The 13,637-nt window shown below is 53.5% G+C and carries 9 protein-coding genes; 3 read left to right on the top strand and 6 right to left on the bottom strand.

What is annotated here, in order from left to right; all coding sequences use genetic code 11:
- Window positions 1-495: 495 nt before the first annotated feature.
- Window positions 496-3,276 (bottom strand): pyruvate, phosphate dikinase, encoded by a 2,781-nt coding sequence (gene ppdK / locus A3193_RS05110; RefSeq protein ID WP_069005109.1) that lies wholly within the window; start codon window positions 3,274-3,276, stop codon window positions 496-498.
- A gap of 273 nt (window positions 3,277-3,549) precedes the next feature.
- On the opposite strand from ppdK, the gene A3193_RS05105 reads away from it, so the two are divergent.
- Window positions 3,550-6,432: a valine--tRNA ligase gene (locus tag A3193_RS05105; protein WP_069014240.1), complete on the top strand. Its 2,883-nt coding sequence runs from the start codon at window positions 3,550-3,552 to the stop codon at window positions 6,430-6,432.
- 172 nt (window positions 6,433-6,604) lie between these two features.
- On the opposite strand, the gene A3193_RS05100 is transcribed toward A3193_RS05105, so the two are convergent.
- The 5 genes from A3193_RS05100 to A3193_RS05080 all read right to left on the bottom strand — a co-directional run bounded on the left by A3193_RS05100 (window position 6,605) and on the right by A3193_RS05080 (window position 12,172).
- A complete protein-coding gene (locus A3193_RS05100; protein WP_069014716.1) occupies window positions 6,605-7,783 on the bottom strand; it encodes a DesA family fatty acid desaturase in 1,179 nt (392 codons plus the stop codon).
- Between the two features lie 321 nt (window positions 7,784-8,104).
- Window positions 8,105-9,307 carry a GAK system CofD-like protein gene (locus A3193_RS05095; protein WP_069014715.1) on the bottom strand — a complete coding sequence of 401 codons (1,203 nt, stop codon included), beginning with the start codon at window positions 9,305-9,307 and terminating at the stop codon, window positions 8,105-8,107.
- Between the two features lie 166 nt (window positions 9,308-9,473).
- Entirely contained in the window at window positions 9,474-10,121 is a 648-nt protein-coding gene (locus A3193_RS05090; protein WP_069014239.1) for a Crp/Fnr family transcriptional regulator, read from the bottom strand.
- A gap of 156 nt (window positions 10,122-10,277) precedes the next feature.
- Complete coding sequence (locus A3193_RS05085) at window positions 10,278-11,654, bottom strand: cytochrome-c peroxidase (protein WP_235614899.1); 1,377 nt, start codon at window positions 11,652-11,654, stop codon at window positions 10,278-10,280.
- A gap of 212 nt (window positions 11,655-11,866) precedes the next feature.
- Entirely contained in the window at window positions 11,867-12,172 is a 306-nt protein-coding gene (locus A3193_RS05080) for a DUF4242 domain-containing protein (RefSeq protein ID WP_069005105.1), read from the bottom strand.
- Between the two features lie 199 nt (window positions 12,173-12,371).
- Here A3193_RS05080 and A3193_RS05075 point away from each other — a divergent pair, with 199 nt between their 5' ends.
- Together A3193_RS05075 and A3193_RS05070 are read left to right on the top strand one after the other, a co-directional pair.
- Window positions 12,372-12,743, top strand: coding sequence for a DUF4870 family protein (locus A3193_RS05075; RefSeq protein ID WP_069005104.1), 372 nt, complete (start codon window positions 12,372-12,374; stop codon window positions 12,741-12,743).
- A gap of 117 nt (window positions 12,744-12,860) precedes the next feature.
- A complete protein-coding gene (locus A3193_RS05070; protein WP_069005103.1) occupies window positions 12,861-13,619 on the top strand; it encodes a hypothetical protein in 759 nt (252 codons plus the stop codon).
- Window positions 13,620-13,637 lie beyond the last annotated feature (18 nt).

The following is a 13,637-nucleotide window of genomic DNA, read 5'->3' as shown; positions in this document are numbered from 1 at the left end:
ATGATGGCTTGCTATATGGTCAGACTGATTTTAGCAGGGACATGATCACAAAATCTGTTGCGCACGTCTTGCGGTGCTTAGCATTCATTTGTGGAGTACATTACTCAACGGGCTGCAGCACTTTCTGGATCCCGGCATTCGCCCGCTATGTCGGGAATAGATACGTTTCATCTGGTTGAAAGCTATGCAGCACTTGATTTTGATGGGTATAAGCCATAGCAGTGACTCACAATCAAAGATTCATATTCTGCACAAGGCAATACAAAACAGACCTGAATGGTGCTTACTCAAACCCGATTTGGTGGGGCATGGCCCCACCCTACCACCGATTTCAGGATGTAGGGTGGGGCCATGCCCCACCGAATACGCTGATGGGCAGGCTAGTAATCAGGTGAAGCATCACCATGATCATCGAATAAACACAAACGCACTGATTTTTTCCGCACAGCAGTAAGCAATTTCCGGAACACAGAAATTTTACTGGCGCCGTCAGTTTTATTCCGTATTACCTGAACCATTAAGCAGACTGGCATGAGCGGCAGCCAGCCTGGCAACCGGTACACGGGGTGCCGAACAGGATACATAGTTCAGACCGGCACGATGGCAAAACTCGATGGAGCTGGGGTGTCCACCATGTTCACCGCAGATGCCCACACTGAGTCCATTTTTGTGCTGACGCCCCCACTCCACGGCCAGCATCATCAGCTTGCCGACACCTTTCTCATCCAGCACCTCAAAAGGGTTGTCCTTCAGGATGTCATTCTGATTGTACATGGGCAGGAATTTGTTCTCCGCATCCTCTCTGGAGAATGAGAAGGTGGCCTGGGTCAGGTCATTGGTGCCGAATGAGAAAAACTCCGCCTCTTCCGCCAGTGATTCGGCCCGCATGCAGGCCCGCACCACCTCGATCATGGTACCGAAACGGAAGTTGATCTTATGTCCGGATTTCTCCTCCACATCGGCGCGAATCTCATCCACCATCTCACGCACCTTCTTCAACTCTTCGACGGTACACACCTGGGGCACCATCATTTGCGGATGCACTTCCAGATCCTTGGCGGCACACTCGGCGGCCGCTTCCAGGATGGCGCGGATCTGCATGGCATAGATCTCTGGAAAGGTGATGCCCAGGCGCACACCGCGATGTCCCAGCATCGGGTTGGTCTCCGTCAGGACTCTGACCTTACGCAGCATGGTCTCCTTTTTCTCGATCGCTTGTTCAACCAGACTTTCATCCACCAAATGACGCAGTGAATCAGCCTCCTGCTTGGCATTTTCCGGATCCTGCAACAACATCATGCTGCCGGCCAGGACATTCATTCCCCGCACCGAGTTTCGTAGATGCTGCAACTCCTCCAGATCGAGCAGTAACTGCTGTTCAGTCGGCAGAAACTCATGAATGGGTGGGTCCAACAGACGGATGGTCACCGGCCTGGGTGACATCACCTCGAGGATCGACTTGAAATCGCCCCGCTGCATGGGCAGCAGTTTATCCAGAGCCGCCTGGCGCTGTTCCGGAGACTCCGCGACGATCATCTCGATCACCACCGGCAATCTGTCCACCGCATTGAACATGCGTTCGGTACGACAGAGCCCGATCCCCATGGCACCATATTTGAGTGCCCGCTTGGCATCGGTTGGGGTATCCGCATTGGTCATCACCCGCAGGTAGGCAACCTCATCGGCCCAACGCAGCAGGCGATTCAACTCCTCGGTAAAATCGGGTTCCACCATGGGAAGCTTGCCCAGATAGACATTACCGCTGCTGCCGTCGATGGTGATCATGTCACCTTCCCGAATCACGGTGCCTTTGGCAACCGCCTCCCGCCGTTGAACATCCACACTGATCCCCTCGGCACCCGCCACACAGGGTTTGCCCATACCCCGGGCAACCACCGCGGCGTGGGAGGTCTTGCCGCCGCGACTGGTGAGAATACCCTCTGAGGCAAAAAAGCCATGGATATCTTCCGGCTTGGTCTCCTCTCTCAACAGGATCACCTGCTGCCCCTGATCCTTACCCATTATCTCGGCCCGGTCCGCGTCGAATACCGCCACACCACTGGCGGCTCCGGGCGATGCTGGCAGCCCCTGAGCGATCGGCTCAGCCTTCACCACATTGTTCAAACGGGGATAGAGCATCTGCTCCAGATAGGCGGGATCGATGCGTAGCAGGGCCTGTTCACGGCTGATCAGCCCCTCTTCCACCATCTCCACCGAGGTGCGCACCATGGCGGTGGCATTCATCTTGCCGTTGCGGGTCTGCAGACAGTAGAGGGTCCCCTGTTCTATGGTGAATTCGAAATCCTGTACCTCTTTGTAGTGCTCCTCCAGCTTCTGTCGCAAGGTCTCCAATTGCGTGGCCATCTCCGGCATCTCATCTGCCAGACGGGCAATCGGCTTGGGGGTGCGGATACCAGCCACCACATCCTCTCCCTGGGCATTGACCAGATATTCACCGAACAGTTTGTTCTCACCGGTACCCGGATTTCGGGTGAAGGCGACACCGGTAGCCGAATCGTTACCCCGGTTGCCGAACACCATGGTGCAGACATTGACCGCCGTGCCATTGGCCATATCGGGGGTGATGTTGAACTGACGGCGATAGTCCACCGCCCTTTTGCCCATCCAGGAGCCGAAGACCGCTTTGATGGCGATCTCCAGCTGCTCATAGGGATCTTCCGGAAAGGGACGCCCGGTCTGCTGTTCGAACACGGTCAGGAAGCGTTCACTGATCTCCTGAAGATCTTCAGCGGAGAGCCCCACATCCTCATTCACATGGGCATCCTGCTTAACCGCCTCGAACTCCTCGTCGAAGGCTTCATCTGGGACTCCCAGGGCAACCTTGCCGAACAGCTGAATGAAGCGACGATAGGCATCGTAACCAAAGCGAGGGTCGCCGGTCTGTTCGATGACCCCCTGCAGAGTTTCACTGTTGAGACCAAGATTGAGGATGGTATCCATCATGCCGGGCATCGACATGGCGGAACCGGAACGCACGGAGACCAGCAGCGGATTGGCCGGATCACCGAAACCCTTGCCGGTAGAGGCCTCGACCTGCTGCATATGAGTACGCACATCTTCCATCAATTCGCTGGGCAAAACTTTGTTTTCGGTTGCCAGATAGTCGAGACAGGCTTCCGTACTGATCACGAAACCCGGCGGCACATTCAAGCCGAACTGGGTCATTTCACAAAGGTTTGCACCCTTGCCTCCGAGCAGTTTCTTGTTTTTTCCGTCGCCCTTATCGAATGCAAAGACATGTCGTGAATTACTCATGGTGTCGCTTCTCCCCTTGTTTTTTATATTCGCCCAATAGTGTTCAGGTCTCATTTGAAGCTATGATCAGCGCGATAAAAAAGACCGTCCTCCCTGGCCCTTTTTTTCACTGCAAGATTGCAACATCTGCCCTGGGGTCTGTTATCGCTGATCCGATCGGTGCTGTTGGAATATTTATCCGGGACAACACAAACAGTTTGGATTAGTGTTAACAGACCCGTGTTCAAGCAGGTTATAATACTCCTTTTTTGCTGCTACACCATTAATAGATCCATGGAAAAAACCTATAATCCACACGCCATTGAGCAAAGCTGGTATCAGACCTGGGAGGAGCGCGGCTATTTCGCACCGACCAAAACAGACGGTGACAGTTACTGCATCATGATTCCCCCACCCAATGTCACCGGCAATCTGCACATGGGACATGGGTTTAATAACACCATCATGGACACCCTGATCCGCTATCACCGGATGAAAGGTGACCAGACACTCTGGCAGCCCGGCACCGACCATGCCGGTATCGCCACCCAGATGGTGGTGGAGCGGCAGCTCGAGGCGGAACAGAAAAAGCGCCACGACCTGGGACGGGAAAAATTCATCGAAAGGATCTGGGAGTGGCAACAGGAGTCCGGTGGCAACATCACCCGGCAATTGCGCCGGCTCGGCTCCTCCCTGGACTGGCAGCACGAACGCTTCACCATGGACGATGGACTCTCCGACGCGGTCAAAGAGGTATTTGTCCGCCTCTACGAGGAGGGACTGATCTATCGGGGTAAGCGGCTGGTCAACTGGGATCCCAAGCTGCATACCGCAGTATCCGACCTGGAGGTGCTCTCCGAAGAGGAGAATGGCTACATGTGGCATATGCGCTACCCATTGACCAACGGCCAGGGGCATCTGATCGTCGCCACCACCCGCCCGGAGACCATGCTGGGCGACTGTGCGGTTGCGGTGAATCCGAACGATGAGCGCTACAAGCATATGATCGGTGAGTTGCTGGAGCTGCCGCTGACCGGCCGCCGGATCCCGATCATCGCCGACGAAGAGCATGTCGATCCTGAATTCGGCACCGGCTGTGTGAAGATCACTCCGGCCCATGACTTCAACGACTATGCGGTCTGGCAGCGTCATCGGGATGAGATCAATATCAGCGAACAGATCCACGGTGGTCTGATCAACATCTTCACCATCGATGCGGCGATTCGCGACAATGAAGCGGAGGAAGGCAGTCTGCTGCCCCAGAAGTATGTGGGTCTGGACCGCTACGAAGCGAGAAAACTGATGGTGGCCGACCTGCAGGAGCAGGGATTGTTGGAAAAGATCGAGGATCACAAACTGATGGTACCCAGAGGGGACCGTTCCGGCGCAGTCATCGAACCCTTTCTCACCGACCAGTGGTATGTGAAGATCGCCCCGCTTGCAAAACCGGCCATCGAGGCGGTGGAGAGCGGTAAAATCCGTTTTGTTCCGGACAACTGGAAAAACACCTACTACGAGTGGATGCGCAATATCCAGGACTGGTGCATCAGTCGTCAGATCTGGTGGGGACACCGGATACCCGCCTGGTATGACGACGAAGGCAACGTCTATGTGGGGCGCTCCGAAGCAGAGGTCAGAAGCAAACACAATCTTGCGGATGACTATCCGCTTCGACAGGACGAGGATGTACTCGATACCTGGTTCAGCTCCGCCCTCTGGCCATTCTCCACCCTGGGATGGCCGGAACAGACCGAGCGTCTGAAAGATTTCTATCCAACCAATGTACTGGTCACCGGTTTCGATATCATCTTCTTCTGGGTCGCGCGGATGATCATGATGGGTCTGAAGTTCATGGGCGATGTGCCATTCAAGGAGGTCTATGTGCATGGCCTGGTGAGGGACGGCGAAGGCAACAAAATGTCCAAGTCGAAGGGTAATGTGCTCGATCCCATCGATGTCATCGACGGCATCGATCTGGAGTCCCTGGTCAGCAAGCGCACCAGTGGCATGATGCAGCCTCATCTGGCGGAGAAGATCGAAAAGATGACCCGCCGAAGTCTGCCGGACGGTATCCCCGCATTCGGCACAGACGCGATGCGTTTCACCTTCGCCGCACTGGCCGCAACCGGCCGTGACATCAAGCTCGACATGGGTCGTATCGAGGGTTATCGCAACTTCTGTAACAAGCTCTGGAACGCCGCCCGTTACGTAATGATGAACGTGGAAGGCCAGGATTGCGCGATCGGCGAAATCAAGACCGGACACTCCGCGGCCGCCGGCAGCCTGCAACGCTCCCTGGCAGACCGTTGGATCCTGTCGCGCCTGCAGAAGACCAAACAGGCGGTGGCCGATGCCATCGACGGCTACCGGTTCGACCATGCTGCCCAGGCGATCTATGAGTTTACCTGGAACGAGTATTGCGACTGGTATCTGGAGCTCTGCAAACCGGTGCTCAACAATGAGCAGGCCAGTGACGAGGCGAAACGGGGTACCCGACGTACCCTGGTGCGGGTACTGGAAAATCTGTTGCGACTCACCCATCCGGTGATGCCGTTCATTACCGAGGAGATCTGGCAGCGGGTTGCCCCCATAGCCGGTGTGATTCCTGCCACCGTCGGAGAGACGCCAGCAGATTCCAGCGCAACGATCATGAATCAACCTTACCCCGAAGCACGTCACTCTCTGATCGATGAAGATGCTGAAAGTGAGATGGCCTGGGTGATGCAGTTCATCCTTGGCATCCGAAAGATCAAAGGTGAAATGAATATCGCTCCCGGCAAGCCGGTACCTGTGCTGCTGGCCAATACCAACGAGGGTGACAAACTGTATGCCGAACGGCACCGTCCGTTTCTCGACTTTCTGGCGAAGACCGAATCGATCGAGATATTGGCCCCGGAGGATAAGGAGCCTGAATCCGCCACCGCCCTGGTGGGTGAGATGAAAGTGTTGATCCCCCTCGCCGGCCTGATCGACAAGGCCGCTGAAATCAAGCGACTGGAAAAAGAGATCAGTCGTCTGCAATCCGATGCGGAGCGGACAGACAAAAAGCTCTCCAATCCAAACTTTGTCGACAAGGCGCCTGAAGCGGTGGTTCAGAAAGAGCGGGACAAACTGACTGAGAGCCGCAAAGCGTTGCAGAGCCTGCAGACTCAGCTGGAGAAGATTCAGCAGTTGTAGTCTACGAGAAACACTTTATAACCGCGGATGAACGCAAATCACCGCTAATGGCCGCAAACACTATTTTAGTTTGCGACTCTTATTTGCGTTCATTTGCGGACTGAATCGTCTTTTCCAATAGCAAGTTTTTAGCGGTGAAGTGAGCAGCGACCATGCACGGTTGATCAATCACTCACCGCACCGGCGTCATACTGTAGCGACGCAGGAAAGCCGCAAACTCCTGCAGTGCCTCCACACCGCTTGCTTCTGCCTGAGCGCACCATTGACTGAGCGCTTCGAGACGCTTCTCATGGCTCGATGCCTGCTGCTCCCAGATCTTTTGCAGTCGCAGTTTAAACTGATAGACATTGTCCAGTGCACTGTTGTGATCAAGAATATCCCGTAGTTGCTGGCGATCATTGTCAGATAACAACATCGCATCCCGTCGAACCAGACGCAGTGCATTTCGGTAGAGCCGTCGCAAAGGTTTGTCCGCCTGGCGAATCTCGGCGCGAAACACCGGTTTCAGAACCCGACGTCGATAGTCACTGAAAAGCTGCAACCGATTCACAGTCAAGGCTTTGATGGCATCCAGGTCAAGTTGCGGCCGCTCCGCAACAAAGGCCCTTTTGGGGGCCACCTTGAGTACCTTCGCCAAACGCAGATAGGCGAAGAGTTTGATATAGAACCAGCCCAGATCGAACTCGAACCAGCGATTGGACAACTTGGCTGAACTGCCAAACGCATGGTGGTTGTTATGCAGCTCTTCACCTCCGATCAGAATGCCCCAGGGAACGATATTGGTTGAGGTGTTGGGGATTTCAAAATTCCGGTATCCCCAGAAGTGGCCTATGCCGTTGATCACCCCCGCTGCCCAGAATGGGATCCAGATCATCTGTAACGCCCAGACGGTGATTCCCGCCGGACCCAACAGAATCAACTCCACCAGCAGCAACAGGCTGATGCCCAAAAAGTTATGGGGTTGGTAGAGTTTCCGTTCGATCCAGTCATCCGGGGTTCCTTTGCCAAAACGTTCCAATGTCTCCTGATTGGATGCTTCCTGTTTATAGAGTTCAGCCCCCCGCCACAACACCGTACTCAGCCCCCTGGTCTGCGGACTGTGAGGATCACTCTCGGTTTCACACTTTGCATGGTGTTTCCGGTGAATGGCCACCCACTCCCGGGTCACCATACCGGTGGTCAACCAGAGCCAGAATCGGAAAAAATGGCTGATCACCGGGTGCAGAGTGAGCGCTTTATGAGCCTGGTGACGATGAAGAAACACCGTAACCGAAACAATTGTGATGTGGGTAAGACCCAGTGTCAGGAAAATATATTCAAGTAGAGATAGATCAAACAACCCATTGAAAATCATTTAATAAGTACCTGCAAATGCGAGCGGACACCAGCCCCTGAAAAGTCTCTGTCAAGCTTTGGTTGACCCAGTTGGCTGGTCGTTTAAATTCCCCCTGAGGATCATATCCGGCTTCGACCCTCCTACACTTTATAGCTTATAAACTGGACTATGTTTTAATTTAACCAACCTCAAAACAAGTCACAATCTGCCACATCTCAGCCAAAACAGATCGCATCGACCGGAGATGACGAATAGAGTGCCACAGCTTCGAATCGGCTCAGACTGATTGGAGGATTTCGTTGCGTTTTCCGTGAAGAGGGAAGCTGATATCCCACCTCATGCCAGAGAGAGCAGAGCGGATACCAGCAGATTGGCATCGTAGTTGGGGGCACTCTCCGGGGTGATCAGAGGTACATCGATCAACTGTATACCCCAGGCTTTCCACAACTCATGCTTTTGATCAGCACTCACTGTGCCGTGCCTGCTGTCGAGTAAGACAAAATTCAGCAGTCGCTCGGGTTCTGCTGTTTGGGAAGTACCGGCCTGCAGGTATCGCATCAATTGCTGCAGACTCTGATTGAGGCTCATGTCGATCTGTTCAGGATCATCCCCCTGATTGGGTACGAACACTTTTGGACAGTCGTTGGCTGTAATCGAGGCGCCAACCCCTTGTGGTAACAGATTGGCAATCAGACTCGAATAAAAACTACCCGGTGGATAGCAGATCAGCTCAGCCTGCTCGATCAACCGCTGATTCTTTTTACGCAGCTTGACCCTGACCGGCTGATAGTCATCAAGGGATTTCGACAGGAACAGATCGGTAACATTCGACGCCAGCGGAGCCACCTCTTTGCCGGTCAGCAGATGCTGTCCGATCACCCGCTGACCATCCGCCAGTTCAGCTGCCAGATGGTAGTCCGCATTGACGATGGCGCGTACGGTCCCCTGTACGCCAACCAGCTTCTCAAACAGAAAGATAACCGGATCGAGATGCTCATGATTGTTCAGATAACCCCCGGTCAGAATCAGGTTGCCGATACTCGCTCCATTGAGATTGAAATCAACCGGCATGGCATCGTAGAAACAGCCAAGCAGGTTACGGATGATACGGCGCATGGGATTCGACACCGAATCGATCATCGGATGACGGCCTCGGATCATCATCTCCAGTTGTTTGAGCAACTCAGCCCGTTTGAGATCGGTTGGAAACCGGTAGGTAAAGAGCTTGTAGATCTCAGGATGACCGGTCACGCTCTCATCGGCCAAGGCCATCAAGCGACTGCGCAGGTCTCCGATCGATGGCATGTTGAAGGCTTTACGCAACTTTGCCGAACTTCCCCCGGAATCAAACGGGGTGACCAGATGGATCGAGTTGTGAGTGTAGTTTTTCAGTACCCGGCTCACACTGTTCAGCGCGGTACCGCCACTGAAAAAAAGCACTCTTGGGCCCAGTTCCGGTAGCCGTCGATAACGACTGATCTTGATCGGATCAGGAATGGTAATCGAGCGTGTCACCCGAATCTTGGTGTAGCTGGTCAACGGATCATCCAATGGAATTGTGGCCTGTTAGTTCCGAATGTAGCAGCTCAGCCAGAGTGATCTCATAACCGACAGAGCTAAGGGTGTGGGCTTTCGCTTCATCGCATAAGTGAATAATAAACCAGTTGGCGATAAATGTGCTCCTGGTTGACTACCCGAGTGGCCACTAGAGTGTTGTCGGCTCGATCAGCTTCGCCAGCTTGGCGGCATCGGTTACGATCACGGCGCCTCGCCGGGTCTCCACAGCCCCTTCAGCCACGAACCCCTGCATCAGACGGGCAATCACCTCACGGGTGGTACCCAGATGTCCTCCCAGAGACTGCTGGGTCATGCGCAGCACGCCCTCTTCCGAAGCATTACTGAGAATAAAGTTGGCCAGACGCTGATCCAGGTTGCAGGCATGCACCTGCTCCAACTCCTCCATCAGGCGGAACACCAGGGAGGATAACGCCTTCACCGTCAGATTCTGAACCGTCGATTCACCTTCGAACAGTTTGCGATAGAGTGCGCCAGGAATCACATCCACCTGGGTATCCCCATCGGTTTCGACCCAGGCCGGATAGCGGAGATCATTGAACAGACAGTTCAGCGCCAACACACAGGTCTCTCCAGGGTCCAGAAAATAGAGTGTCGCCTCACTCCCCTGGGGGGTGTAGGTGAAGACCCGCAGACGGCCCTGGGTGACCAGATAGGCGCCGGATACGGCCTGTCCTTTGTGAATCACCGATGTAGGCTTAGAAAAACATTTTCGCACGACACCGTTTTCAAACAGCTTCTGACCGGATGGTGTGAGGTCGAGAAATGTTTCAGTCACTGCGACTCCTTTGCTTCTGAGAACACAAAACCGCCGGCCTGTATCATCAGACCAGCGGTAGGAAATGTTAACCCATGCAAAGGGACCGGGCAAAAAGCAGCCATACCACGAAGCTGGTCAGCCGGTTCAGTGGATCGAATAGCCCCCGGACAACACTCAATGGGCCACTATGGCCTGATCGGTGCTGCCTTTTGCCAGCTTAATACGTTCGAGAAGCATATCGCTGCTGAGCGATTGCAGAAAAGCGACAATATCCTCGATCTCCCCATCACTCAAGGCCGGGCGATCGAGTTTGGTCATGACTTTATGATCGTCCGACCAGACCAGATAGCGGCCGGTATGTCCCAGCTGAACACTGGACATGATCCGCACCACCTCTTTGAGTTCACTCACTGAACCGTTATGCAACCACGGGCCGGTCAAGGCAACGTTACGCAGAGATGGCACCCGCCAGCTGCCGCGACCGCTCCCCGCCATGGCGGCGCCGGTATCCCGGGTCAACTCATACTGTTGCTCAAATGGAGTCGGATAGATTGGAAAAATTCGCAATGGAGCCCGTGAATCAAACAGACTGGCGCCACTGAAGTTGGGGCCAAAGTGGCAGTTGACGCAACCCAGGGTCTGGAATGATGCCATACCCCGTAACTGCTGCGCCGAGAGTGCATCCAGATCACCGCGCACAAAACGATCATATGGTGCATCCGGAGTGATCAAGGTCCTTTCATAGCTGGCGATTGCCTCTGCAATCCGCTCGATATCGATTGCTGTATCGGCACCGAAGGCATCGGCAAACAGGGGCACATAGGCTGGGTCGTCCAGTATCCGTTGTACGACCTCTTCCCAGGAGGGCATACCCATCTCGATCGGATTGATCAGTGGACCTTTCGCCTGCTCCTCCAGGGAAGCGGCTCGGCCATCCCAGAACAGCACTGATTGAAACGCGGCATTCCAGACAGTTGGCGCATTTCGCCCACCAAGTTGATTGTTGATGCCCCGCGATGTCGGCAGTCCGTCATCCCCGCTGCCACCGAGCACATCATGACAGGAGCTGCATGAGAGTGTCCTGTCCCAGGAGAGATTCTTATCGAAGAAGAGTCTTTTACCCAACACGACTTTCTCACTGGTCATTGGATTGTTTTCCGGTGCCGGCACCTGATCCGGCAGGGTCTGCCAGACATAGGGGGACGAGCTCCTCGCTACCTGATTAGCTGCTATTGGTTGTGAATCCAGTGATTGCCAGAGAAATCGTTTTGAGGCCGGAATCCCAAGCAGTGGATCATACTCAGAGACGACAGGCTCCACATCGGGCTGTTCAATGAAAGGCTCGATCACAGTACCGGGGAAATTGGTAACCGTGAGAATTATCATCAATTTGACAGCCAGTGACAAAATCCCTGTACCCAATGCGGTCGCCAGAAACCACTGCCCACTCTTTGCCAGCCGACCTTTAGGTCCAAGATCGTAACGCACCATGGTGAACAGCACCGCCAGTCCAACCACCAACGCAATCAGCGCCACACTCAAAAAATTCATTATTGTGAGATTCAACATCAGCTCACCCCCTTGTCCTGTAACTACTGCCCCACCACCAGACGACTGCCTGGCAGTGGGGATAGAGGCAATACCCGATATGAGTCGAGTGATTACCGATCTAAATGCTCAGACCACAGATCCCTGCTAGCCGCTCGCTCGAATGGGATGCCCTGCAATCTAGATGCTGTGTGAATCGGCAACAAGTTTCCGACTCATGCCTCGCGTCGTTGAAAAAAGGTATCACCCGGAGTCACCGTTTTAACTTCGGTAATGGAGTCGAAAGGTAATCCGACCTTCTCGTGAGCCCTTTCAACAGCCTCGGCATCCGGCGCCATCGTGAAACAGAAGGCCCGGGCATCCTCATAGTTCAAATGGATACGCAGTGGTACCACATCCTCATCCATGCAGGCCTGCTCATAACGAGTGTAAAAAACCTCGAACTGCTGCTGAGTCAGAGCAGCCGGGAATGTTTCGCTTTCCTGACTGTGGGTATCGATAAAGAATTTCATGGGTTTCATTTCTAATCACCTTTACTGTTTACCGGTGATAGAAATTACCCAAACCTGAGCAGGCTTTCAGTAGCAAATGCTACATAACCCATTCGGGACTGAAATCAACAATCCATTCGATCCCAACCGATGAATCTGTTGTACAATGGTGACTTCAAACTCAACCTTGCCGGTAACGAGTCATGATCACTGAAGCGAACCTTCAAACATGAACACTCCCATTCAAGATCAACATCAGAACCTGGAGCGGGAAGTAACACTGACCGTTGGTGTATACGCCCTGCAAGCCGCCTCCTTCCTGTTTGTGATTACCCTCCTGATCGGTGTCATCATCAACTATGTCAAACGGGATGATGTCAAAGGCACCTGGCTGGAATCTCACTTCCGATGGCAGATCCGAACCTTCTGGTTTGTCCTTTTGTGGTCAATCATCGGATTCATAACCACTGTGATTTTAATAGGTTACGTCATTCTGTTTGTTAATGCTGTATGGTTGATCTATCGTATAGCTAAAGGCTGGTTGAGCCTTCAGGATGAAAAAAGGCTCTATCCTGAAAATAGCGTCGACAGTGAGCGTTAACAGTTTTTCAAACCTGGCCGCTTATTATTGATAGGCTCCCTGACACGACATGATTTGTGTACACATTCATAGTCCGCAATTTGTAACCCACTGGTCACACAACACGACAGTTTCACAATGATACGATTTAAAGAGGCGTTGATTCGAGGTGCTATCTGGGCATTTGTCGGTCTGTTGTACGGTATGCTGTTTGTGTTCTTTTCAGCATTTGCCGAACACTGGTCTCTACCGATAAATCCTTACCTTTTTGCCGGGGTGCTCTCGGGTACCCTCGGTGCATTGATCTATAGCAGTATGCGTCTGGCGGTGTTAATGACCATCATCACCTCACCACTCTGTATCTTCTATTTCATACTTGCTGGCAAGCCGGCTAATCTCCCGGTCATTTTGATGATTGCAACTGTGGTCGGGGCGATAGTGGGGGCCTTGTATGGCGTTTTCTCAATGGGATCCCGGGTCAATCGCGCCGATGCAAAAACCCTCACGGGATTCAGTGCCGGTTGGCTTGTCTCCTTGTGTTTCCTGCTCTTTTCAAGTTTTTTCGAAGGCGTGTCGATTGCTCTGATTGTATCAATCATGTGTCCCCTAACCGGAATACTGTATGTCTTTCTGGTGCCGGGGTTCATTAAGCTCTATGACAATTTGTTGCCGCCAGTAGGTGACGGCCTGATGGTTGGAGTCGGTGTCTCCAGCTTTGTAACCCTGAGTTTCTTTATCATGATCAGTTCGATCGATAATGAGGTCGCCGGTTCATTGGTTGCTGTCCTGCAGACGATTCATGAAGAACTCCCGGGAGCCATGTTGGGCGGTGTTATTGGCGGTGGTTCCGCCGGCATTTTGTCCGGTATCCTGCTGACTGAATGGCAGGATCTCTAATCCACTGCTGATCGATAC

This window comes from Candidatus Thiodiazotropha endoloripes (assembly GCF_001708965.1).
Lineage (GTDB): Bacteria > Pseudomonadota > Gammaproteobacteria > Chromatiales > Chromatiaceae > Thiodiazotropha > Thiodiazotropha endoloripes.
Note: the sequence above shows the minus strand (reverse complement) of the source record. Positions and strands in the feature narration are given on the sequence as shown.

Excerpts from the sequence above, each read along its gene's own strand:
- ppdK (WP_069005109.1), bottom strand. The coding sequence starts at position 3,276 with ATGAGTAATTCACGACATGTCTTTGCATTCGATAAGGGCGACGGAAAA.
- A3193_RS05105 (WP_069014240.1), top strand. The coding sequence starts at position 3,550 with ATGGAAAAAACCTATAATCCACACGCCATTGAGCAAAGCTGGTATCAG.
- A3193_RS05085 (WP_235614899.1), bottom strand. The coding sequence starts at position 11,654 with ATGAATTTTTTGAGTGTGGCGCTGATTGCGTTGGTGGTTGGACTGGCG.
- A3193_RS05080 (WP_069005105.1), bottom strand. The coding sequence starts at position 12,172 with ATGAAACCCATGAAATTCTTTATCGATACCCACAGTCAGGAAAGCGAA.
- A3193_RS05075 (WP_069005104.1), top strand. The coding sequence starts at position 12,372 with ATGAACACTCCCATTCAAGATCAACATCAGAACCTGGAGCGGGAAGTA.
- A3193_RS05070 (WP_069005103.1), top strand. The coding sequence starts at position 12,861 with ATGATACGATTTAAAGAGGCGTTGATTCGAGGTGCTATCTGGGCATTT.